This is a genomic window from Agromyces sp. NPDC058104 (assembly GCF_042884835.1).
Taxonomy (GTDB): Bacteria; Actinomycetota; Actinomycetes; order Actinomycetales; family Microbacteriaceae; genus Agromyces.
This window is the reverse complement of sequence record NZ_JBHVTD010000002.1, coordinates 688,808-710,223: the sequence shown is the minus strand read 5'-3', so window position 1 is coordinate 710,223 and position 21,416 is coordinate 688,808. Positions and strand designations below refer to the sequence as shown.

At 63.5% G+C, this 21,416-nt stretch carries 21 protein-coding genes and 1 pseudogene; 5 read left to right on the top strand and 17 right to left on the bottom strand.

What is annotated here, in order from left to right; genetic code table 11:
- Positions 1 to 20: 20 nt before the first annotated feature.
- From ACFVTH_RS11215 to ACFVTH_RS11190, 6 genes are all read right to left on the bottom strand, one after another.
- Positions 21 to 1,412 (bottom strand): hypothetical protein, encoded by a 1,392-nt coding sequence (locus tag ACFVTH_RS11215; protein ID WP_387090530.1) that lies wholly within the window; start codon positions 1,410 to 1,412, stop codon positions 21 to 23.
- A gap of 1,573 nt (positions 1,413 to 2,985) precedes the next feature.
- On the bottom strand, positions 2,986 to 3,945 hold the full coding sequence (locus ACFVTH_RS11210; RefSeq protein ID WP_387090528.1) for a hypothetical protein: 960 nt from the start codon (positions 3,943 to 3,945) through the stop codon (positions 2,986 to 2,988).
- Positions 3,942 to 4,670, bottom strand: a complete 729-nt coding sequence (locus ACFVTH_RS11205) for a hypothetical protein (RefSeq protein WP_387090526.1) — start codon at positions 4,668 to 4,670, stop codon at positions 3,942 to 3,944. The genes ACFVTH_RS11210 and ACFVTH_RS11205 overlap by 4 nt, the downstream gene beginning before the upstream one ends.
- Complete coding sequence (locus tag ACFVTH_RS11200; protein WP_387090524.1) at positions 4,667 to 5,500, bottom strand: TIGR04255 family protein; 834 nt, start codon at positions 5,498 to 5,500, stop codon at positions 4,667 to 4,669. The genes ACFVTH_RS11205 and ACFVTH_RS11200 overlap by 4 nt, the downstream gene beginning before the upstream one ends.
- A 755-nt stretch (positions 5,501 to 6,255) precedes the next feature.
- Positions 6,256 to 6,675 carry a hypothetical protein gene (locus ACFVTH_RS11195; RefSeq protein ID WP_387090522.1) on the bottom strand — a complete coding sequence of 140 codons (420 nt, stop codon included), beginning with the start codon at positions 6,673 to 6,675 and terminating at the stop codon, positions 6,256 to 6,258.
- A 67-nt stretch (positions 6,676 to 6,742) separates the two neighbouring features.
- Entirely contained in the window at positions 6,743 to 7,207 is a 465-nt protein-coding gene (locus ACFVTH_RS11190; protein ID WP_387090520.1) for a hypothetical protein, read from the bottom strand.
- A gap of 25 nt (positions 7,208 to 7,232) precedes the next feature.
- Between ACFVTH_RS11190 and ACFVTH_RS11185 the strand changes: the two genes are divergently transcribed.
- The gene (locus ACFVTH_RS11185) at positions 7,233 to 8,312 is read left to right on the top strand and encodes a serine/threonine-protein kinase (RefSeq protein ID WP_387090518.1); all 1,080 of its coding nucleotides are present in this window, start codon (positions 7,233 to 7,235) and stop codon (positions 8,310 to 8,312) included.
- Positions 8,313 to 8,408: 96 nt separating this feature from the next.
- On the opposite strand, the gene ACFVTH_RS11180 is transcribed toward ACFVTH_RS11185, so the two are convergent.
- From ACFVTH_RS11180 to ACFVTH_RS11170, 3 genes are read right to left on the bottom strand one after another with little or no spacing between them, the layout of a single operon-like run.
- On the bottom strand, positions 8,409 to 9,848 hold the full coding sequence (locus ACFVTH_RS11180; RefSeq protein WP_387090516.1) for a HesA/MoeB/ThiF family protein: 1,440 nt from the start codon (positions 9,846 to 9,848) through the stop codon (positions 8,409 to 8,411).
- The gene (locus tag ACFVTH_RS11175) at positions 9,830 to 10,228 is read right to left on the bottom strand and encodes a hypothetical protein (RefSeq protein WP_387090513.1); all 399 of its coding nucleotides are present in this window, start codon (positions 10,226 to 10,228) and stop codon (positions 9,830 to 9,832) included. Before ACFVTH_RS11175 ends, ACFVTH_RS11180 begins: the two co-directional genes overlap by 19 nt.
- Positions 10,229 to 10,236: 8 nt before the next feature.
- Positions 10,237 to 10,512 carry a multiubiquitin domain-containing protein gene (locus ACFVTH_RS11170; RefSeq protein WP_387090511.1) on the bottom strand — a complete coding sequence of 92 codons (276 nt, stop codon included), beginning with the start codon at positions 10,510 to 10,512 and terminating at the stop codon, positions 10,237 to 10,239.
- A 269-nt stretch (positions 10,513 to 10,781) separates the two neighbouring features.
- Here ACFVTH_RS11170 and ACFVTH_RS11165 point away from each other — a divergent pair, with 269 nt between their 5' ends.
- From ACFVTH_RS11165 to ACFVTH_RS11155, 3 genes are all read left to right on the top strand, one after another.
- Complete coding sequence (locus tag ACFVTH_RS11165) at positions 10,782 to 11,165, top strand: helix-turn-helix domain-containing protein (RefSeq protein ID WP_387090508.1); 384 nt, start codon at positions 10,782 to 10,784, stop codon at positions 11,163 to 11,165.
- An 11-nt stretch (positions 11,166 to 11,176) separates the two neighbouring features.
- The gene (locus ACFVTH_RS11160) at positions 11,177 to 12,097 is read left to right on the top strand and encodes an ImmA/IrrE family metallo-endopeptidase (protein ID WP_387090505.1); all 921 of its coding nucleotides are present in this window, start codon (positions 11,177 to 11,179) and stop codon (positions 12,095 to 12,097) included.
- A 263-nt stretch (positions 12,098 to 12,360) separates the two neighbouring features.
- Complete coding sequence (locus ACFVTH_RS11155; protein ID WP_387090502.1) at positions 12,361 to 13,047, top strand: hypothetical protein; 687 nt, start codon at positions 12,361 to 12,363, stop codon at positions 13,045 to 13,047.
- Here ACFVTH_RS11155 and ACFVTH_RS11150 read toward each other — a convergent pair.
- Positions 13,040 to 15,055, bottom strand: a complete 2,016-nt coding sequence (locus ACFVTH_RS11150; protein WP_387090500.1) for a serine/threonine protein kinase — start codon at positions 15,053 to 15,055, stop codon at positions 13,040 to 13,042. The genes ACFVTH_RS11155 and ACFVTH_RS11150 overlap by 8 nt on opposite strands.
- Before the next feature lie 370 nt (positions 15,056 to 15,425).
- Between ACFVTH_RS11150 and ACFVTH_RS11145 the strand changes: the two genes are divergently transcribed.
- Positions 15,426 to 15,695: a hypothetical protein gene (locus ACFVTH_RS11145; RefSeq protein ID WP_387090499.1), complete on the top strand. Its 270-nt coding sequence runs from the start codon at positions 15,426 to 15,428 to the stop codon at positions 15,693 to 15,695.
- A gap of 252 nt (positions 15,696 to 15,947) precedes the next feature.
- Here ACFVTH_RS11145 and ACFVTH_RS11140 read toward each other — a convergent pair whose 3' ends face one another.
- From ACFVTH_RS11140 to ACFVTH_RS11110, 7 genes and pseudogenes are all read right to left on the bottom strand, one after another.
- Positions 15,948 to 16,643 (bottom strand): hypothetical protein, encoded by a 696-nt coding sequence (locus tag ACFVTH_RS11140; RefSeq protein ID WP_387090496.1) that lies wholly within the window; start codon positions 16,641 to 16,643, stop codon positions 15,948 to 15,950.
- 15 nt (positions 16,644 to 16,658) lie between these two features.
- Entirely contained in the window at positions 16,659 to 17,378 is a 720-nt protein-coding gene (locus tag ACFVTH_RS11135) for a hypothetical protein (protein WP_387090494.1), read from the bottom strand.
- Positions 17,379 to 17,714: 336 nt separating this feature from the next.
- Positions 17,715 to 18,071: a hypothetical protein gene (locus ACFVTH_RS11130; RefSeq protein ID WP_387090492.1), complete on the bottom strand. Its 357-nt coding sequence runs from the start codon at positions 18,069 to 18,071 to the stop codon at positions 17,715 to 17,717.
- Positions 18,072 to 18,172: 101 nt separating this feature from the next.
- A complete protein-coding gene (locus ACFVTH_RS11125) occupies positions 18,173 to 19,021 on the bottom strand; it encodes a zinc-ribbon domain-containing protein (RefSeq protein WP_387091846.1) in 849 nt (282 codons plus the stop codon).
- A gap of 36 nt (positions 19,022 to 19,057) precedes the next feature.
- Positions 19,058 to 19,312 (bottom strand): annotated as a pseudogene (locus ACFVTH_RS11120) (zinc-ribbon domain-containing protein); the annotation flags it as partial.
- A gap of 149 nt (positions 19,313 to 19,461) precedes the next feature.
- Positions 19,462 to 20,316 carry a hypothetical protein gene (locus ACFVTH_RS11115; protein ID WP_387090489.1) on the bottom strand — a complete coding sequence of 285 codons (855 nt, stop codon included), beginning with the start codon at positions 20,314 to 20,316 and terminating at the stop codon, positions 19,462 to 19,464.
- A complete protein-coding gene (locus ACFVTH_RS11110; protein WP_387090486.1) occupies positions 20,306 to 21,403 on the bottom strand; it encodes an ATP-binding protein in 1,098 nt (365 codons plus the stop codon). Before ACFVTH_RS11110 ends, ACFVTH_RS11115 begins: the two co-directional genes overlap by 11 nt.
- Positions 21,404 to 21,416 lie beyond the last annotated feature (13 nt).

The window sequence follows — 21,416 nt, the reverse complement described above, 5'->3', positions numbered from 1 at the left end:
TCGCCAGCGCGAGGACCCTCTTAGAGGTTTGCAGCGAGCCACTCCTCGACGTCGTCGACGGTGGCTTGACCGAATCTCTCTCGGAGCCAGGACCGCGCAGCGTGCGCGTGTGGTGAGCCCGATTCGACTCGTTGAATCAATAGGAAGAGCGCTGCCGAATCTATCGCCAGGCCGTTCTGAGAGGTCAGGACAGCCAGGTCGTCATCACGATAGATTGCTCCCCTCGTCTTCGGATCACGATGAAAGAGGCGATTGACAATGATCCAGATGCCCGGGGCTTTTTCTGGCTTTTCGTCGAGTACGTATTTGGTCACATATCCCGAGACTGTCGTGATCTTTGATCCCGGGGCTCCTTTGGCAACCCCCGTCGCATCAGCCAGCACGAGCCAGTCCGGTGAATCCGGGTCGCTGATTCGGAAGTCTTCCCGACGCTCGCGATCGGGCCACATCTGATCCATGTCGTCAACTGCGAATCCCACGTGGACCAGTGCCTCATAAACCGCGTTCTGCAGCGGCTCATCTTGTGACGTTAGAAGCGACTTGGGGCCGGTGACAGCACGAGCGGTCGCGTCGGTCAGTGCGCGCTGAGCCTGCGCCCGTGACTTCTCGTACTCCGCGGCGACAGTCGCGTACTCCTCGTCGATGAGGCGAAGCTTCTCCCGTGCCACACGTTCCTCGGCCGTGTCCCAAGCCCTGTCCGTCTGCCAAGTCGTGACATTGGGAAAGGTGCGTGGATCGTTCGTGTGCCATTCAGTAATGGCGACGTCGAACCATGCGGGAATGTCCTGAGCATCGTTGGGCAACAGCCAGATCGCCCCTCCTCCTGGACGCCGGTAGCTCGCGGCGATGATTACGTCCGTTGGGCCAATCAGGAAGGGGCGAAGGTCGATGATCGCGGGCGCTAGCTCGTCAGCGGTCTCCAGTATCCCGAACTGATTCGGCCGTTCCTCGACGGCGGGCAGCAGCTTCGATTTCACGAGATCTTGAAGCGGTTCCGGGAGAGCCGTCACTCGCATCATTTTGTGGCCGGCGACACCCGCACTGTGCTTCAGCGCTCGATCTGTCGCCGCGCTGCCGTCCTCGTCGAGATTGAACTCAAAGTACGATCGGCCGCTCCCGCCTGCATTCGATGAGAAGATCCGAAAGATGTAGAGGCGATCGGGAACACGTCCCCAGACCGCCTTACGCAGGCCTCCGTACTCCGAAGTTGCGATTGATGCGTGAGGCTCATCGGTGACGATTACGTCCCATTCCGTCAGATCAACCTCGCGGAGCTTCCGGACACGACGGTATGTCCCCGCTCGCTCGGCGACCCAGGCATAGTTCGGCAGGCTTTCATCAGATTGGACCCAGAGGAGCACGCGGGGGCGTACTCGGTCGTTCATCACGCCGGAGGCTTGGTAATCAGTCACGGTAGGCACAATGCCATAGCCATGGCGCAGGGGCGTCTTTGAATTGAATCTGCAACACAACTAGGGAGTCAGGTAGCGCCCATCGTTGGCAAGCTTCACCCCCGCCAGGGGTGAACGCGCGGCAGTTTGTGCCTGCTCGTGGTGTTGATGAATGTCGGTGGTCCCAGGTTGGAGCCTCGCTCGATCTCAGGCCGCGCGAAGGCATGTCTGCTGAGGCCTCGAATCGTCACAACCGTTGTGATGCACTGACACGCCTTTGGTACGCGCCGATTCGAGTTATGGGTCCAGGCATGACACAGGGGCCCGGTACAGAACCCGGGCCCCTGCATGTCTCTGCCGCGTCGATCCCACGTACTTCCTTCGCAAGTGACATTCACGAAGGGATGCTTCTGCGGTGGGGAACTCGTCTCACCCTTTGGGATCGGACTCCGTTCCGCGGCCCGCCAGCTGAGCAGAACTCCAGCGTACGAGAGCCCATGACGCTGCCGAACCGGTTGGCCCACGATCACCCCCGGACTGGGGCCAGACGCGATACACCGATCCCCCTCGTCCTACGGCGCGGCGGAGCGTGAGCTCATCACCGTGTCGGCGACGAGTTCGTCGAGCGCGTGTCGGACACCGTCGGTGGCGAGAGGCCCGCTGAGCCAATCGCAACCGGAGGGCTTCGGCCACCTGTTCAGCTCGTCCCGGTCGCACGGGCGAAGCCCCGAAACGGCCGCGGAAACGCCGAATCGGAATGACTACATGGAGAAACGATGCGCCGTCAGCAACTGTCCTCGCTCATCCCGACGTGACCCGCTAACATCGTGGGCACTGAGATTGCTCGCATCAGTTCCGACGGCCCGCCGCCGGACAGCGAGTTACGACTTGGGGCACGCTGATGTCGCATCAATTGCGGCAAAGTATGCGTCGTTACCCGCGGTCGTTCCTGTTTCTTCGACATGGAGCCCGTGGTGTCAACCTGCCCGAAAGTCCCCTTCCCGTCCCTTCACGCAGCCGGTCGAGCGCTGCTCGCCGTTCGAGCCCGGATGCGCGACCAACACCGCGACCGAGCAGTGGTCGGCGTGCATCCGTGCACCGCCTGCTCGGCATTCCATCTCACGTCGGCCCCAGCCGCAGCGAACTCTCGATGGACGCGGCTCGCGCTTCGCGCTGGTGCCGGCGGGTGAGCGATTCAACTCGACGATTGCGTCCAGTGGTGTGCGGGTGCCCGCGTCGCTAGGGACGCTCGCGATTCCGTCGCGCGAAGCCGAAGTGGCCTTCGCTCAGCGGGGTCAAGCTACGAACGTTGCGCCTGCCTGCAACATTGCAACGGCGAGCACGAGGAGCGCAGGCACTGCCAGTCCCAGCACGGCGCTCATCGCCACATCGTGGATGTAGGTTCAGTCCTCTTCTGCCCGAATCCACCTCTGGCCGAGCCACTGTGCAGAGCAGCGTGACCCTCGGCGACAGGGTCCGGTCATTTTGAGGCGATGATCGCCTTGAGACGTGGACACCACGCTCCGGTGGATAGCACGTGGTGCTTGCGGAACCACGGTTTGCCGGTGCCAACTCGAGCCACGGAGCGCGGGAATCAGGCGAAAGTCCCACGCTCCAGGCTGGGCACCTCGATCGGGACGGACGAGCGGTACCTATCGACGTTGACTCTGTCGACTCTCACGTAGCTGGCCCCCGCAAGGAGTATGCCAGCCTTCGCGAGGGGTTTCTTCTCAGCCTTGATGAATTCACGTAGCGGTTGTCGTTCTGACGCCGGGACCTCGGTGTCGGTCAGCACAAGAAGCTGGATTCTCTTCGGCTCGAGCCGGCTCCCCTCAAGGATGATCAACCGGAACTGTTCGATGGAGTCCGGCCAAGCGTTGTTCTTCTTGGCACGACTGATGAGCGCGCGAAGGTTGGGTATGGTACCGGCAGTCAACGCATCGTGTAGGGCCGGGCGGATGAGCTTTCTGGCGGCACGATCTGCGAGGTCCACCTCTTCGGCTTCGCTGTCGAAGCCAACGACCGGAGTCGCGCCCGCGAGAACCGTTTTGCTCAGCGGCATGCTGGCGCGAAGATCGACCGCGAGGTTCTGGCCACCGAGGTTCGGGTTGGTGAGATACACGTATTCCACGACTTCGCCACGTTTGATCTGTGCGACCTTCTCGGGTGGGAACACGCTCACGTCGCGTACCGGACAGACCTGCACGTACGGATGGCGCTGCCCGGGGCCGGTGAGCACAACGTCGCATGTCTGCGAGATGATGGCGACGAGCTCGAGCCCGTCAACGGCCCAGTCAGATTCTTCGGCTTCGCTCTCGTCGTCGTTGGCATCAGCATCAGCATCAGCATCAGCATCAGCATCAGCATCAGCATCAGCATCAGCATCAGCATCAGCATCAGCATCAGCATCAGCATCAGCATCAGCATCAGCAGGTTTGTACTCCGGGATCGGCCACGGAAGCGGCTCGACCCACACGAGGTGTCCTTGGCGCCAAGGTTCCAGGCTCGTGATTTCGGACTCGGTCCATTCAGGCAGAAGGTTGTCGAGGTTCACGGACGCCTCCGGTCCCCGCCTCCCAGCGGTTTCGAGGTCTTCGTCCGGATGACCGGCATGTCGACTTCTTCGGCAACGCCGGCACGGAACGCCGGTCGGTACTGCTCTCCTCGGGCGGGCTCGATGGATACGTCCACGAGGGCATCGAAGTCCCCTGCCCGCAGCAATGCAAGTCGCTCAGGGCGAGCGTGGAGCCAGTTCTTGATCGGCTGATCGAGCGTTTCGCGGAGGTCTTCTACGGCGTCGGCAAGGAGCCAGAGCCGTCCCTGGCTTTGGAGGTGCGGCGTTCGTGACTTGCTCCCAACCCAGGAGTGAAATGTGCGCTTCTTGATTCCGGCTGCCATCAGCACGTCTCGAAGCGGCAGACCGAGCTCGCCTTCGAGTGACCGGACGAGCTCGACGACATCGGAGGCTCCGGAGGTCGACGGGTCGTCCGCGGTCTCCGCCGGGAGCAGCGAATCGACTGCGAACGAAAGCCCGACCGGCCAAGTTGACCCGCGGAGATATCCGCCTCGGGTGGACCGGGAGACGAGCACGAGGTCAAGGAGGATCGGAACTGTGTCGAGCGCGGCCGCGAACTGTTCGAAACCGTTCCGAAGCTGCGGATCGACGCTGCCGGTCGTGTCGACTGATGTGTGAGTAATCGATTCGCGTCCGGTGACGTACACCGTGCCAGTACGCCCAGGCGCCACGATGGCCGGTCGAGCTGCGAGCGCGACGCTCATTCTGATTCACCTTTCCGCAAGGTCTTGAAGTACGCCGGGTCCAAGCACGCTTGGAACAGGGAGACGGAGGTTCGGTTCAACCGCACCGCTGTCGCGAGCACGGTTTCTGCGTCGAAACGTGTCGTCCGCTGATCGAAAACATCGATATCGATCAAGTAATCAGTAGCCAATGACCCACTGTCCATCAAGGTTCCGTGTCGGAGGATGGCTCGACGATGAGAGTCAAGCTCGATCTCAATCTGCTGTTGCGCCGTAGAAACGGCGTCCCCGAATACCTCGTTGCCAATCGGGCCTAGGAGGCTGTCGGAGATCCGCCCCCGCCAGTCAGCGATGGACTCACGGCCGTCCCGGAGCCGGTCGACATACCGGAGCCCGATTCGGTGGACGAGCTGAGGTTCGACACGATCGATGATCGCGGTGAGCAAGGCCTGGAGCGGTTCGCGGAGTGAGGTCCTCCATCGCTCATAGTCGGTGACTTGGAGCACGAGCGTTCCGGGCACAACAGTGATGGTTTTTCGGCCATCAGCCGTTGCAAACTGCCAACCGTGGAACGCATCCTCGATGTGGAGCGGGCGCTCTTCAGACGCCGTGACCTGGACCTGCTGTCGGACAGCCTGCTGAATGGTTGGGTAGTCGGTCTCAGTCGCAGTTTGGACTTCATCCCGGATGGCGATGGCATCCTCAGCGGTGATTGTCGAGATGCTCGTTGAGTGTTGGATCTCGATGATCGCCACTTCAATCGGCGGGTCGAGGAGGAGCGTGCGGTCGGCTGGGGGCAGGCCGCCGTATGGACCGTCCTCGTCTTCGGTGATCCGCTGCCTGTCGGTCACGTCTGCCTCCCTACTCGAGTGTGCACTTTTGTTGCACCCATCATAGGTTGCAACCACCGACAGCAGTCGAGAATTCCTGGCCGCATCCGGCTAACGATCACGGCGGGCTCCAGTACGCAGAGCCGAACGCGACAGTCATGTCGCAGGGCGCACGCCAAGCGGTGAAGTATGGTCTGCCCGACCTAGCCCGCACCAGACTTGCCTCAGCCGACTGCCTTGATGTGCTGCGCCTTCCGCATTCGAATGGCCCGCGATTTGCTGCGCTTCGGCGAGCGGATCGCCAGTATCGCAGTTCGCAATTGTCCGGGATGCCGATCGGTCCGTGAGCATCGCCCCGCAGGTCATAGCTGCCTAGGCGTTCACGCCGAGAGTTCGGGAGTTCGCTACCCGCGGTCGTTCCTGTTTCTTCGACATGGAGCCCGTGGTGTCAACCTGCCCGAAAGTCCCCTTCCCGTCCCTTCACGCAGCCGGTCGAGCGCTGCTCGCCGTTCGAGCCCGGATGCGCGACCAACACCGCGACCGAGCAGTGGTCGGCGTGCATCCGTGCACCGCCTGCTCGGCATTCCATCTCACGTCGGCCCCAGCCGCAGCGAACTCTCGATGGACGCGGCTCGCGCTTCGCGCTGGTGCCGGCGGGTGAGCGATTCAACTCGACCACTCCGCCTGCCGGTGTTGGCGCCCGCATAGCCATCTGGGGTGGCGAACCTTGCGGCGGCACTTTCTCGAAGTTGAATCAGCCTCGCTCAAACAAGGGATCAGGTCAACGCGTTGACGCTCTCAAGAAGCTGTACTGTGCTACAACCGCGGATCGGGCCATCCCAGCCGCCCAGGTGACAAGCATGAACTTCGGCGGCGCCGGCGGATCGCGCGATCTCTGCGGTGCGGGCGATCCCGTGAGGCCCAGCAATCATTCCTGCGACGATCAAGAGGACTCTCCCGTCGTGCCGTCGTGTGGTGTCGGCGATGATGCAGTCGTAGAGCAGACTTGCAGCGCCAACGATCCGCTCCCCTGCACTGTCGGCGGCAACTAACTCCATCTCACCTGACTGGGCGAGCGCACCAGCAGCGGCTGCAGCGGATTTCAGTTCGTCGCCGCCGAGCGTCGCCGCATGGCGCTGGGCAGCGTACAGCCTGGCCTGCACCTCGGAGATATCTTCGGTGAAGATCATGTCCATGCTCTTTAGTATCGTCATGCCGCTCGCGATTCGTCAGCCATCTCGGCGGGGTTTTCGAATATAGGTTCTATTGAGGCAGTTTAGCGAGACCGGACAACGCTGCGGCGCATGCTGGCACCATTGCGGCGGTAACGTGCTTTGCCGCGGCTGCATCCACGCCGGCTTTGTCGGCGCCGAACGCCTGCCCACACTCTTTTCCGTTCCGCACGAACGTGTCCTGCACGATTGCTCGGACGGCACTCACAACCGCACCTTCTGCCATCAGTCGAAACCGAGGCCCATCCTGGTTCGACGGCCGGGCAGGACGGTCAGCTCGTCGAAGGATCACGGCGTCGGGCTTGAGCGAACTCACTCTTGCACTGATGGCCGTCGCGAGTTCGTTCAGTTGGGTGGCGAGGTCGTCACCGTCGGACGCGGGAACCTCGAATTTTGTTTCCAGATGGATACTCTGATCCGCTTCGGAACGGTCGAGGAGCACCGCACGGAGGGTCGGACGCTTGTTGTAGTCGACCGCGAGGCCCAAGACACGCATGAGTGTCATTCTCTACGCTGGAGGTGTGACGTTTCCACCTCTCGATAGCCTGCCTCCGGGCTTTCGTATTGAACGTCGGTACGAGGTGCAACGACTGCTCGGAAGCGGCCGGCAAGGCTTTGTGTATGCGGTCCTCGATCACCACCTCCGGGAACCCGCAGCGCTGAAGCTCCTGCCGACCTCTGCGGAGGGCGTCGGGGTTTGGAAGGAGGCGGTGCTACTCAAGCGGGTCTCGGGTCACTACTTGTTGCCGGTTCTCAACGCAGATCTCGCGTCAGGTGTGCCGTACATCGTGACGAGCATCGCGGAGCACGGCACGATCGCGGATCAGATCGTGCCCGCTGTCGGGACCGGCGTCTCTGACGCACGCTCGTGGGCACGGCACGCCTCGCGAGGACTCGCGCGAATGCATGACCTCGAGCTCATCCACAACGACGTCAAGCCGGCGAACCTGTTCCTTGATGGTGCTCGAGCAGTGCAGGTCGGCGATCTCGGTTTCGCTCGACGGTTGTACAGCGATGGCACCGCCGGTGTGACGGGTTGCGCTCCCGGGACGACCGCGCCAGAGGTGGCGGCGCACGCGCTGGGCCTGTGGTCCGCGGCGAATGACCGGCCCGCCTCGGTGGTCAGCGATGTGTACTCACTCGGCGCGACGCTGTACTGGATGCTCGCGGGAGAAGCACCGTACTATGGCGGCTCCCCCGAGCAGGTGCTCACCGGTGTCGTTGCCGGCCCGCCACCCCGGTTGCGCGACGTCGCACCGCACGTCCCAGTGAAGCTGGCCAGGATCGTTGAGACGGCGATGGCGCGCGACCCGGCCAAGAGGTTCGCCTCCATGGCCGAGCTCGACGCCGCCCTGGGCTACAAGGGCGGCAAGGATGCGGTATGGAGCAGACGGTCTCCACACTCCGGCCACCAGACCTGCTTCGCCACCGAGGCTGGCAAGCTCGAGTTGGAGGCCTGTGTCGAAACCGTTCCGGGCAGTGTCGCGAATTCGATCACAGTCCGCCACGCGAAGAGCGGTCGCCGTAAGGGCGAGGCAGTCACCTGCAAACCTAACGAGCTGCCGGTCCGGCTTCGGGCTGTTTTCCGTCAGCACCGTTGAGATGATCTGGGCTCGTTAGCTGGCGGTTGCGTGAAGCGAGGATCCAGGCCGAGGCTCACTGAAGAAGCAGTCCTTCCCCGTGAGCCCCGGTCGTGATCAGCCCAGCTTCGTCGGCAACCGCCGCGAATCTCCGAGCCCGTATCGACCCGGTCCGCAGTACCGGCAATCGGGATCCTTGCGAGGTTCGTCGACGATGAACTCACCCGTCCTGGCGTCGGCGAACATCCAGGTGATCTCGTCGCCCCCGACTCCGAGCCCGGTCACCGACATCAGCCACTGGTTTACCGCGTGGCTGGTTGCGACTGCGTTGAGGGTGATCACGCTCGGGGCGTGGATCGTCTCACCCTCGACGTATTTCTCACGTCGGAGTTGTTCCGGGTCTGTGGCTTCCTGCCGAAGTCGATCTGGTGAGATGAGGCCGTTGCAGCGGAGACACCCGCGGCCTGGGATAACCAGCCGGCTGACAGCGAACACATCCTCGACAGTGCCGGTGGCCTTGTCGACCGTGATCTTCGCACCGACTTGGGTGGCCGGGATCAGGTACTGGTGCGCGACCGCGTTCACGACCAACCGTGCCGTTGCACTATCCGCGGCGAGGAAGATGTGATCGCAGTCACGGAGCAGGGCGGCAACCCGGGGCTCCTGAACCGTCCCCACGACGGCGTCGACCTGGATGTTCGCGTGAGCTTGCCGCGCGACCCGTTCGGCGACGTGAACCTTCTTGGACGCCAATCGCCGACCCAGTCGACGGAGCCAACTCGGATGGTCCTCGCGTACCGTCCAAGCGCGCGCGTCGGCTCGGGTAGCGCCGACGATTCGTGACAGGTTCGACGGTTCGACGATGTCGTCGTCGATCAAGACGAGCTGCCCGACACCTGCGCGGGCGAGCAACTCGTTGATCAGCGAGCCGGCGCCGCCGAGTCCCACGATCGCGATCTTCTGGCGTGCAAGGATCTCCTGGCCTCGGTCGCCGAACATCAGGGCCTGACGGTTGTACTCCTCGCCAGCACGAGCGGCACGCGTCGGCGTAGGCGTGAGTTCGCGCCGAACAGGGTCGGTGATGATCAACCGGTCCAGTGGGACGCGTCCACCATCTGCCAGCCAGAGGTCACCGGCGACTGCGTTCTCGGCGAACACGAGGGCGCCGACGATCGGCGCCCCGATCAGTTCGAGCAGCCCCGGGTAGCCACGCTCGTGGGACGAGTTGTCCACATCGGAGAACGCCACCCGGTCCTTCCCACCGTGGCAGTGCACAGCGAGGTACACCGACTTGTCTTCGGCGAAGTCGAGGGCGGTGTCGAGGATGAACCCGGCGTCCAGTTTCCGGTATCCGCGCGTCCCGGGCAGGTAGTGGAGTCCGTCGATCGCGGGGATCACCTCGCGCACCAGTACCCGGGTCTCGGTCGGGGTGGTGGCGATGGAGCATCGCAGGACTGCACCGTGCTCGTCCCGGTCGCCCGGGAACAGCTGGGCGGAGAGCTCCGCCCAGTGTTCGCCGGACATCCGGACCGTCCAGGTCATCGTGCGCTCAGCCATCGGAGTACCTTCAGAAGCTTGCCTGCCGCGGTGTTGGTGTTCCCGTTTATCTCAGGCGTGCGGCGCGAGAGCTGCGTCCCCATCTCCGCGCCGTGGGTCCAGAACCCGACCGGCTGCTGCATGCCCTCGCCGAGGTGTGCACCGTCCTTTCGGGCAAGATCGGGCCGCACGAAGTGCGGGTAGATGTCCGCGTCGGGGTAGGTGTACGGAACCTGGAACGCGACCCAAGTCTGCTCCTGAATGAATGCGTCGCCGGTGGGGACGGGCTCGACCCTCACCCAGGCGCCGCCATCTCCGGTCTCCGCGACGACGATCGAGGAGTCCGGGAAGGTTGCCCGCAGCTCGTTGAGCGCGGTCGTGATCTCGTCGGTGATTGCCATGGCCGGCCTCACGAGTTGTCGTCGTCAGTGACGGCTGCGAACTCGAGCCCTTCGCGAATGGTGACCACGTCGGTGTCACCGATCACCTGCCGGTGGTTCTTGTTCTTGATGAGGAACAGGACGTAGCTCAGCTGGATCTGAACGCCCTGGTTGATGGCGTGCTGCTTGATCTCCAGGCCCGTGAGCTTGCCCTTCGGCAACTCGATCGTCTTCGTCTTGTTGAAGATGACCTGCACGAGCTTCGGGGCGGGCTTCTTAGCGGTGTCGTCGATGGCGACGGTCATGATGTTCCCCTTCCAGGGGCTCGGACATCACTCTGGTAAAGTCGCCACATTCCCCTCAAGGAAATGCCGCACTCCCCCGACTGATGTCTGGGACTCCCGCGCCGGTCGGCGCAGGAGGGTGTTGCCCCGGCCCAGGATGCGTTGCAGCGCACCTGGGCCGTTTTGCTTGACCAGGGTCAAGCGTGCTTTCTATATCAAGCATAGCAGACCTTGCATACCCCAAACAACCTCTGCTTGCCAAAGTAAGCAGAACGGCGCACACTGAATGTATGACCGACAAGCGAATAAACCCAGATCAAGTCGATCCAGTCGCGCTCGGCAAGTATTTAAGAGACGCCCGGAAGGCGTCGGGGATGACATTGCGTGGCGTCGAGCAAGCCACTGAGAAGTCCGTGACTAACGGCTACCTCAGTCAGATCGAAGCTGGGAACGTCAAGCAACCATCTCCTCGAATCCTGCACCTTCTTGCCGTCGCCTACGGCATCGACTACGGAGAACTTCTCGAGCGCGCCGGGCACACGATTCGATCAACTGAGGCGTCCAAACGAGAGGAGTCCTTGAACGGCTTTCCGCTGCGCTCGTTGGAAGACTTGGACGAAGAGGAAACCTCTGCTGTCATCCAGTACATTGATTTCCTGAAGTCGAGAAGATAGAACCACTCCAAATGCACTTCGAGCGCCTCGACAGTCTCATCGACATTCGCAAGCACGCTCGTGGTGCGCTGATTGCCGCTGACGCGACGGATGATTCCTTTGTTCCGTTGGAACGGGTTGCCGAAGCCGTGAAGCTTCGTCAGGCGGATCTGTTCGACCTGGGAGCAGACCCGCCCCCAGCACTTCTGCGGGCGATGGCGAAGCTCCGAACTCGTTCAAAGCTGCTCGGCATGCTCTCGGTGAAGCAGAAGACGATCTACGTCGACCCCGACCAGACGGACCGGCAGAAGCGGTTCACAACCGCTCATGAGATCGGGCATTTCGTGCTCCCCTGGCAGGAGGAGTCCTTCCATCTGGACGACCGTGGAACCCTCTCGCCGACGACCAAGGCTACGTTCGAGCGGGAGGCGAACGCGTTCGCCGGCGAACTGATGTTCGGTGCCGGCCGCTTCAACACCCAAGCCGACAGCGACGCCCCTGGTATTGCGACACCGCTGGCGCTGGCCGCCGAGTACGGAGCCAGCGCCGCCGCGACCATCCGGCAATATGTGGAGCACAGCGGCCGACCGCTGGCGTTGCTCACGACCGGCCTGTTCGAGCAGAGGCATCGCGGCGGCGTCCACATCCCGGTGTTCGCCGGCCAATGCGCGACCTCCGAAGCGTTCGATCGCCGACACGGACCACTGCAGGGGATGCTGCCGTCCGACCGGATCACGCCGGAGATGCCCTTGTTCCACCTGCTCAGCCAGATGCCCGCCCAGGGTGTGGGCGATCTCACGGAACTCACCCTGCTGAGTTCGCGCGGTGCGACGAAGTTCAAACTCGAATCGTTCAGCAACGGCCGCGCCCGATACCTGCTGCTGTTCCGACGGACCCGGCTGTCTGGTCAACAGCGGCAACTAGTCGATGTCACTGGACGCCCGCTGCGGTAACGCCCCGAGCTCCAAGGCTGACGGTCCGGACGAACCCAGTAAGAGCACGGTCCGCGCATGTAATCCGGAGAGGAGTGGCGGATCACTCGCGAATTCGCCGCATGTCTCGCCAGGGCGGGTTGAGCTGACCCGCAGGGACCGTTCGGTGAACCAGATGCGTTCGTCGACTGCTGCACCAGACCCGCCGTCGGAGGCTCAGCAGACGGCTCGGATCCCCTGTGTTACCGTCAGGACTAGCGCGTACCAGCGCCGTAGGAGGGCAAATGTTCACGAGCGAAGCCGAGCTGGCTGCCCCTGTCGCGAAGTGGCTTCACACCTACGGAGGTTCGTGCATCGCTGAGGAGGTTGAAGTCGGGTACGGCATTCCCGACATCGTCGCTGGTGTCGGGGCGAAGCAGCAGCTGCGCAACCGTCGACGGCAGGCTGATCCGATCACCGACCCCGTCCAGCTTGCGCTCTTGGAGTTTTGCCGAGTGACCCGTACGGAGGATGAACTCCGTGAGTGGGCGCCTGGCTCATATGCCGATCTGTCGCGGCGAGCGGTGCGGCCGCTACTAGCGTCGAGCATGTTGACGGTGACTGTGACTGGGTACCGGGCTCGCAGGCAGCCTCGTGACCCGTTCGACCAGCTCGTAGCCGTGGAGTTAAAACTTCGCCCGTCCGAGCGCGGGTTCGCTCAGGCGCATTCTTACCGGTTGTTCGCCGAGGTCGCCTACCTCGCGGTGCCAGCTTCGCGTGTGACTGCCCGAACGATGGGACGGGCGCGAGAGCTCGGCGTCGGATTCTTGGCCGTCCACCAAGATTCGTGCGACGAGGTCGTCGAGCCGGCCGGTCGTTCCCTCGCGACTCCGGGTCGCCGCCGGCTGGCCTCCGAGCAGGTGCTCGCGGCCAGCCGACGTATCGACGGACGCCGGGCGGGCTCACCCGCACGGAACATGGTCGTCAGCTAAGCGCCGCGTCCCAGGCTGCGAGGAACCCGGAGCCGTCGCTGAGCTGACGCGACGGTGGCAATTCTCGGTACGCCTCGCTAGCCTCTGTCACCCAGTCGCGCATCCTGGAGATCCGCTGGCCGGCCGGAAGGCCTGAAAGCTCCGACGCTCGAGCGCGCTGCGCAATCTGGTTGTGCTGGTTCAGCAGAATCCGCTGGCCCGTGGTCAGCGACTCCAGATTCGCGTTCTGTGCGAGAAGTGCGTTGCCTGGGCCGGTTCCAAGCTCCACGAGGTGAGGGGCGGTGTTCCGCATCAGGACGTAGGCCGGCGTGGTGATCTGATTCAGCAACCGCGGCACATACACCCGGTCGGCAGGCGGGCCGCCGCGCTGCTCCTCCTCTGGGTGGGGGGCGGAATTCATCAGATTCGCGGAGATCCCCGTCCCCCAGCCGGCGGCGCCGAGCGCGAGCAGCAACAGCCCGCTGCTCGCACGTTTCCCCGCCACTACCGGGACGCCTGCGTCACGCATCACTTCGAAAAGGTCCCGGAACCCAGTGAGGGCTCCCACATCTCCGAGCGGTCCGAATGAGAGCTGCCCGGTGTGCACGAGGAGGTAGAGCCGCTCCATCGGTTGCCCGGTCAGCAAGGTCAGTAGCCGGTCACGGGCCTGCGGGTTCGAAAGCCAGTTCGCGTGGATCAGCACCGACGTCCAGACCTCCGGTGCCTGCGATCGCTGACCTGCGAAGTCTGCATAGACCTGTGCGCATGCCAGCGACTCCCGCACCCAGTTCAGCTCGCCTTCACCTGCGTAGAAGTACGGCGTCAGAATCACATCGGGAACTTCGGCGATCTGAGCGTCCCAGACGACCTTGCACCATTTCCGCCGGTCGTCGTCGGATGAGAAACCAGTGAGTGCTGGCCCGGTCCCGTAAGGCAGCTTCGTGAACGCAGCGGGTCGATACTGTTCCGGGCTCCGTGCGAACCACGTCGACGGGTCCGAGATGAAGTACCCGCCTGCCTCCTGGCTAGCATCACCGAACTCGGAGACGCGGCTTCCAGCCTGCGCGTCGACGATCGCGCCGTCCGGGGTGAGCTCGTTCAGGAAGCCGTTTGCGGCCCAAGTCTTGCGGGTCCCGATCGTCAGGTAATACTCCGCGGGCGCGTCCCCATCGTCCTCGGCGTCGGCGAGGGCCTGGATGGCGCGCTCGAGATCGGCGAGCAATTCGGCCACCTTTAGGTAGCGGCGGTGCGGCTGACGGTTCATCATCCGCTCGACCACGTCAGCAACGCTGACTGGGATGTTCGGATCGATGGATCGGATGCTCCGCGGCGTGACGGTGGCCGGGGCGAGCCAGCACTCCATGATGTTCCGGGAGTGGAAGGGGGCGACGCCGGTCAACAGGAGGTAGCCGATGGAGCCGAGCACGAACTGGTCGCTGCGCCAGTCACCGTGCGTCGGGCTGCTTCCGACCTGCTCCGGGCTCATCCACCCGGGTGTTCCCGGCGTCGGAAGCGCGGTCATGGTTTCGTCGTCGACATGTTTCGCGAGCCCGAGGTCGACGATGACGGGTGTGCCGTCAGCCTGGAGCATGATGTTCCGCGGGCCGAGATCGCGATGTGCGGTCTGCTCTCCCCAGATGGCAGCCGCGCCTTCGACGAGGTTCCGCAGCAGGGTCACCGCTTCGACCGAGCTGAACACTTGGCCCCCGTCGAGGGCTTGCCGGAGGGTGTGCCCCTCGACGAAGTCCATCGCGATCCACTGGTAGGTCGTGTCCCCGAACGTGTACTCGCCCACTTCACGGAACTTCACCACGGCACGGTGATCGACGCGCTGGAGGGCCCCCAGTTCACGCTCGACGCGGGAGACGTCGGCGGTTTCCGGGTCGATGATCTTCAGCGCGAAGACGTCGGCGCCGGCTGTGATGCGGAACGTGCACGCATATCCGCCGGTGCCGAGGTGATCGACCTTCGCCTGCGGCGGGGCGATCCTCAGCGCGATCGCCTCGAGTTGGTCGCGGTTCGCGGGCATCGTTGCTTCCTCTCGTCGGGTCCGTCCCATCTGCACCAGACAGGGGCACGCAGCTCGACCATAACGTACTGGGGCGTGCACCTTAGTTACGTCGACGATCCCGCAATTTCAGCGAGCTTCATACCCCTTCGAGCGGCGCTAAGGAGGGGTCATATGACTGATCTCTGCAGCGGAAGCCCTCCCGAGCATCTGACGTATGGACGATCCAAGTAGACGGACTGAGCAGCACGTCGCCGTCGTAACGGGCGCAACTACGTGCGTTCTTCACAGCCAGCGCATTATGAGTTGACCACCCTACTTATTTATTCTTGGCTCCCGCGGGCTCACGGCATAGGCTTGATGAGTGGCAATAGACACTACCGACGGAGCTGTGGCACCCAAGCTTTCGATCACCGCGGTTGCCGGGGTGGCGGTCGGCGTAGCCGCCGTGGGTTCGATCGGATTGGGTGTGGGTTGGAGTCTCGCGACATTTGCGCTTGGCGTTCTGGCGGTCACGCTTGGCCTCATTTCTCGGGCCCACCTGCGCCGGGACAGCATGCTGTCTGGGGTGCGGCTTTCGATGCTCGCTGTTCTGATCGGCGCGGTAGCGCTCTTCTTCTCTGTCCCGGTCTTGGTTTTGACGCTGACGAACCTCGCTTAGATCGACTATCGAGCGTCGCCTGAGTCCGCGCTCCGGCCGCTGATAGCCACACCTTGGCTGTTGTCGGCTATCAATGGTTGGGCGCGGCAGTGAGGACATCGGCCCGCCAGTCGCGGCCGCCCTGCAGTCTTCGGGGCGGGGGTTGTCCATGGCAATGACCCGATTACGGAGATGGGCGGCCAACGAAGCGATGCAACGCAAAAACGGCGGGGCGCTGATGCGCACCCCGCCGATTCCGCTGTCGGTCGACGTTTAGTACATGGTGATCCAAGCCTCTGCGCCGGTTACCCTGAGCGACTGGTAGAGGTCTTCGCTCGTTGCACCGTTGTAGCTCACGTAGTGGCAGTGTTCGGTTGCGACTGCCGGGAGGCTAGCTCCCTGCGAAACAGCGCGGACGACGTTAATCGTGGGTGACGCGTCGCAGCTGCCGTAGTAGGTCTGCGCTGAGGGCGTGTCGGCGCGAGTGATCTGGCCAGTTCCGTTCGAGGCGCGGATGTAGCTCGCCTTGAAGGACAGGGTTGCGTACGAGCTGGCCGTGCTCACGGTGCATCCGGTGTACTGAACCCAGCCGCTGCCAGATGTTTGCGTACAGCCAGCAATTCCTCTGGGCTGGATCTGCCCCGGTGCAACGACGGCGGGCTCTTCGATTTCGGACACGAGCACTGACCCGTCTTCGAATCGCTCGATCTTTGTAAGGCCATCGGCAGAAGCTTCGACGGAGACGGGGCTGGCGCCGGTCATTGAATCGGGGAGCTCGCCTGCTCTTGCCTTCTCGAGGAGGTTCGCCTGGTCCTCGGCCGAGACGCCGTACTGCTCGTTGAATTCGGTGAGGTAGGTCCAGTCGGGTTCCGCGTCAGCCGCGTAGGCCGGCGCCGCAAAGTTCCCGAGCGCGAGCGCGAGCACGAGCCCCGCGATGCCTGCTCCTCGACTGATGATGCTCTTGTTCATGCTGTTGGATCCCTTCTACCAGCCGGACTTGGATGACCAGGCGCTGCCGCCGTGCACGTTGAGATAGAGGTAGGCGGTGAACCCTCCACTTGCCCCACTGAACTGCGTTACGGCCCGCGCCTGCGCCGGGTTCGAGACCGTTCCACTGGGGCGGTTGATAGTCAACGTGGGTGTAGGCGCGCTGCCGGCATTGGTGTAGACATACGGCGAATAGGCCGAGCTGATGGTTCCGACGCCGGAAGACGTACGCGTGTAGTTCGCCCGGAACGACATGGTGATCAGGTCGGTGGACTCGATCACGCCGCAGTCGTAGTAACTGGCGTAGCCGGACCCGCCCTCCGTGGAGGAGCAGTTGCCCACTGACATCGGTTCGATTGCGGCCTCGGTCGAGTTCAGGGATGCGAGTGCGGGCAGCCCCTCAGCCTCGGGAAGTTCCAGATAAGTCAGCGCGACCGAGCCGTCGGGATAGGTGCTGCGCGTGACGGTCCAACCGTTCTCTTCGGAGATGGTCACGTCGGCTGGGCTGAGAGCTCCTTCGACCGAGTCTGGCAGCTCCCCCCTATTGATCTTCGTGATCAGCTCATTGGCGGTTGCGTCATCGACACCAACCTGCTCATACCAGGCGCGCAGGTCCGCAGTTTCGGGCGATTCCGAGGCGTTCGCCGGGAGGACGCCGACTGCCGATATCGCGAGCCCCAGGCCGGCAATCGCGGCTGATGCGAGTTTGAACTTCATTGTGCATTCCCTTCACTTTCATGACGCGACCGAGAGGTCGTGGGGAAAACCATAACTCATAGTCGGTCGACCGCCTTAGTTTTATTCACATGATCAATGACGAGTCATCCACGGCCGCTTGGACGGGTATCCCGTGGCGACGGGCCGCTGTCAACGTCGCGGTTGTTCGTGGTGAGAGCCAGTCTGATCACAGCCCGGTTTACAGCGCACATTCGGTTTACCGGTTTACTGGTTTACTCGTCTTTGGTTGGGCAAGCAGCTCAGTCCTTGCCGGATCCGCTCGTGTGCAATGTGGCATGCGAGGCTTCGCGGGTGCTCTTCCTCCGTTGACGTCGACTACAGGCTGCGGTCCTCGAGTTCCGCTTGGAGTTCGCGAAAGAGAGGTGTCGACTCAGGCCACTCGCATGGGGACGGATAGTAGTGGCTTGCAGTCTCGCCTTCCCCGAGAGCTTGGAGCTCACCGCTCTGCTCCCGCAGAAACATCAGCACGTTGATGAGATGCGGTGTGCTGATTCCTGGTTCGTGGATTCGCCATGGGGTGCCGAGGATGTCGATCCACCAGGTCTGCTGTTCGAGGACCTCGGGATGAATGATGCCCGGGGTGAGCGCATCTGCTGCGACTCGCTGCGTGAACGGCCTGTCCTTGTGGCGGGCCGCACGCTCGAACCTTCCGATGAGCGTCTCGAGGGTCACTCCGTGCCGGGCCGCTTCGTTGGTCAGGATGTCGGGGTCGAGATGGTGGGTGTCTGCCCATCGATTGAGTTGCCTACGGAGTCGCCGCTCAGTGTGGCGCATCACACGTGCACCGGGTGGTCGGCTGGACCGCATTTGCTGCAGCCTCGCCCGTGGGTGACACGGTTGTCTCCACTCGATCGCCATTCATGCCCGTTGGCGCAGCGCCACCAGATCTTGCGCGCGGTGCCGGCTACGACCTGTTGCGGGGAGAGCGCGCCGTTCCGGGTGGGATGCCATTCGGCTGCGAGAGCGGGGTGGGTGGTCGCCATGTCGTTCGCGCCGGCCAGGACCTTCTTGTTGGAGCAGACGGGGCAGCCGGTGTTCTGCCTGACCCTGTTGTCGCCGCTGACTTGCCAGTCGTGTCCGGCGGCGCAGCGCCACCAGATCCGTTTCGAGGTGCCGGGCACCACATGGCCCGGGGTCAGATCACCATTCCTCGTCGGGTGCCATTCCGCGGCGAGGTCGGGGCGGGCGACGGACATGATGTTCGTCGCGGAGCGTGCACGGTTGGAGCAGTACCGGCACCCGACACCCTTGACCCGGCTTACGATCGCACCGTCGTACTCGTGTCCGTTCGCGCAGCGCCACCACACCTTCTTCGGTGACCCGGGCATGACTTGCTCCGGGGTGAGCTCACCGTTCCTTGTCGGGTGCCACATGGCTGCGATGCGCGGGTGGGTCGCAGCGAGACTTGTGTGCTGCGGGTCCGCCTTCTGCCGGGTGCAGTAGTGGCAGTTGTGACCGCTTGTCCGGCTAACAACCTTCGTCTGGTACTCATGGCCTGCTGGGCAGACCCACCAGGCCTGCCGTTCGGAGCCGGCGACGACGTCGTCAGGGGTGACCTGTTCGTTTCGTGTCGGGTGCCACTCTTTGACGAGGCCTGGATGGGTGAGGCTGAGCGCGTTCACCTCTGCGCTGACTCGGATGTTCGCGCAGTAGCCGCATCCGGTTCCCTTTGTGGTGCGGGAGTTCGGTGTCGCCGTGTAGTCATGTCCGCGCGGGCACCGCCACCAGGCTTTCGTTCCGGCGCCCGGGAGCAAATCGGCGGGGCGGCGGTTCCCGTTCTTCGTCGGGTGCCACTGTTCGGCGATGACCGGGTGCTCGTCGGCGAGAGTGTTGAACCCAGGCAGCGGCCTCCGGTTGCTGCAGTACGGGCACCCGCTTGCCGCACCCTGAGCTGAACTTCTGAGGATTGCCATCGTGGAGGTAAATGCGTGCCCACGGTCGCATCGGTAGAGGTGTTGGATGTCACTGCTCATCGAAATGTGATGTCGCGGCGCTGGCCGGTCGGAGTGTTCGAACTGGCTGAGGTGCAGGTGCGTCGCGCGCGGGTAGGCGCAGGACCGCATCACTGTGTGGAGGTCGAAGGTGTCTGACGCGCCGGACTGAACGACGGTGGGGAGTCGGAATGCGTGCGGTGACGTGGCTGCCCCACCGTCGCTATCGGTGCGCAGTTGCGGGAGCAGGAGCATCCAGAGCTGGTCGGTGAGCGTGACGTGCGGGAGACAAGCCACGGCCTGGTCAACGAGCCGGTCCAGATGGCTGTATCGTTCGGCGGGCTCGGCCGATGCATCGGCAACCGGTCGGAGCCGTTCTCCGGCAGTAGGGCCGCGGCCACCTGGATGGCGAGCGTGAACTGCTCTGACGCGCTTCCCGGGTTGTCCTGTTCTGCTTTCTGCCATGCGTCGATGCATGCTGTCAGTTCGGCCAGTCGGTGCGAGTCCAGCAGTCCGGCTCGCACCAGCTGGCGGTACTTCCGGTCTGCCCGGATCACGGTCTCAGAAACGGGGTGTTGCTCCCATAGGAAGCCGAGACCCGTCCAGATCCGGTGCCGGCGGCAGACGTTCCCGTCCTGATGGGGGTGCAGGGTGATCAGTTCACCCGCGGCGCAGAGGCGGCACGCGAACCGCGGAGAGTTCAAAGTGTCGCATTTCGGGCAGCGGGTTCCGTCTTCGTGCGCCGGCCTTGCCGCGCGTGCCAGCGCGAAGTGCTCCTGACGAAGTCCCCCGGCTCGTTCGGCGAGGCGTTCCTCGGCCAGGTCGGTCGCGACGCTGTCGTTCTTGGCGATGCTGTTGACCATCGAGGTCCAGGTCCGGCGTTGGATGGCGTTGGCGTCGATGAGGCGATGCACGTAGCTCGCGGTGGTCTCTCGATGATGTACCCGGACGCGGATCGGGAACGGGCGGATCTGGTCAAGCTGCACGGTGCTTCTCCGACTTCTTGCGTCCGGCCTTGGCCTCCGCTTCGGCGATGCGGTCGTGTTCGCGTTCGGTGGTGAGGTCGAGTTTCACGTTGGCGAGCACGTCGGGAGTGATGGTCTCGTCCTCGGGGTTGCCGGCGTCGATGAGGTCGAGTGCCGCGGTGGTGAGCAGGTTCGCGAGTGCGCCGATGGAGCCGCGGGTGAGGTTCCAGATGAGCTCGGCGTGGGGGAAGAGTGTGCCGGGTTTGTGGTTGAGGAGGACGAGCTCTTGTTCGAAGGCGTGGATCGCACCTTTCCAGAGGCGCCGGTCGTCGTCGGTCGCGTAGCCGAGGCGGCCGAGTTTCACGGTCTTGGATCGTGCGGCGAACTGTTCGCCGAGAATTCCGTTCGTGATGACGCTCTGATCGAGGTTGATGCCGACCAGGAGCGGTACGGCGCGGATCCCGTTGGTGAGGTCCTTGATGGCTTGCGCGCTTTCGAAGTGGCCGAGTGTGAGCTTGGCGAGGTTCTGCATTTCGTCGATGACGAGCAAGCTCGTCCGGCCGTGGTTGAGATGGTGCACGACAAGTTGGGTGCGTTCCTCGAGTGTCATCTTGGAACGGACTGGCAGGCCGAAGAACTCGAGGATTCTGCCCATGATCGCTTTCCCGGTCGATCCGGGCGGAACTTCGATGTAAACCACTGGAGTGTGGCCGAGCTCCTGCCAGTTCGGGAAGCGTGCTTCGTGGTGCCGGAGTGCATCCTTCATTGCTTTCAACGATGCGGTGGTCTTGCCCATGGTGGCGGGGCCGGTCAGGATCAGGCCGCCCCGGCCGACGGGTTTGCGAGCGGTGAGCAGGGCGCGGTGCAGCAGTCGACGGAGTTCTGCGAGCGGGGGCGTTTCGACGACGACGCCGTCGATGATGTGTTCCTGCCGCTGGTGGTCGAACAGTTGGCGGTCCGCGGTGTTCATTGCGGTGTAGTCGGCGAGGTTCATCCTCGGCGCTGGGTTCGGAGGCGTGGTGAGGATCTTGAGGAGGGTTTCTCGCCGGTCGAAGTGGCCGTAGAGGTCGTCGAATGGGTCTTCGGTGGCGGTGACGGTGAGATTCATGGGATGTACCTTT

What these genes read in the sequence shown, in the direction of transcription:
- ACFVTH_RS11205 (WP_387090526.1), bottom strand. Translation starts at nt 4,670, where the DNA reads ATGAGCGTCGCGCTCGCAGCTCGACCGGCCATCGTGGCGCCTGGGCGT.
- ACFVTH_RS11195 (WP_387090522.1), bottom strand. Translation starts at nt 6,675, where the DNA reads ATGGACATGATCTTCACCGAAGATATCTCCGAGGTGCAGGCCAGGCTG.
- ACFVTH_RS11190 (WP_387090520.1), bottom strand. Translation starts at nt 7,207, where the DNA reads ATGCGTGTCTTGGGCCTCGCGGTCGACTACAACAAGCGTCCGACCCTC.
- ACFVTH_RS11180 (WP_387090516.1), bottom strand. Translation starts at nt 9,848, where the DNA reads ATGGCTGAGCGCACGATGACCTGGACGGTCCGGATGTCCGGCGAACAC.
- ACFVTH_RS11175 (WP_387090513.1), bottom strand. Translation starts at nt 10,228, where the DNA reads ATGGCAATCACCGACGAGATCACGACCGCGCTCAACGAGCTGCGGGCA.
- ACFVTH_RS11170 (WP_387090511.1), bottom strand. Translation starts at nt 10,512, where the DNA reads ATGACCGTCGCCATCGACGACACCGCTAAGAAGCCCGCCCCGAAGCTC.
- ACFVTH_RS11165 (WP_387090508.1), top strand. Translation starts at nt 10,782, where the DNA reads ATGACCGACAAGCGAATAAACCCAGATCAAGTCGATCCAGTCGCGCTC.
- ACFVTH_RS11160 (WP_387090505.1), top strand. Translation starts at nt 11,177, where the DNA reads ATGCACTTCGAGCGCCTCGACAGTCTCATCGACATTCGCAAGCACGCT.
- ACFVTH_RS11155 (WP_387090502.1), top strand. Translation starts at nt 12,361, where the DNA reads ATGTTCACGAGCGAAGCCGAGCTGGCTGCCCCTGTCGCGAAGTGGCTT.
- ACFVTH_RS11150 (WP_387090500.1), bottom strand. Translation starts at nt 15,055, where the DNA reads ATGCCCGCGAACCGCGACCAACTCGAGGCGATCGCGCTGAGGATCGCC.
- ACFVTH_RS11140 (WP_387090496.1), bottom strand. Translation starts at nt 16,643, where the DNA reads ATGAACAAGAGCATCATCAGTCGAGGAGCAGGCATCGCGGGGCTCGTG.
- ACFVTH_RS11135 (WP_387090494.1), bottom strand. Translation starts at nt 17,378, where the DNA reads ATGAAGTTCAAACTCGCATCAGCCGCGATTGCCGGCCTGGGGCTCGCG.
- ACFVTH_RS11110 (WP_387090486.1), bottom strand. Translation starts at nt 21,403, where the DNA reads ATGAATCTCACCGTCACCGCCACCGAAGACCCATTCGACGACCTCTAC.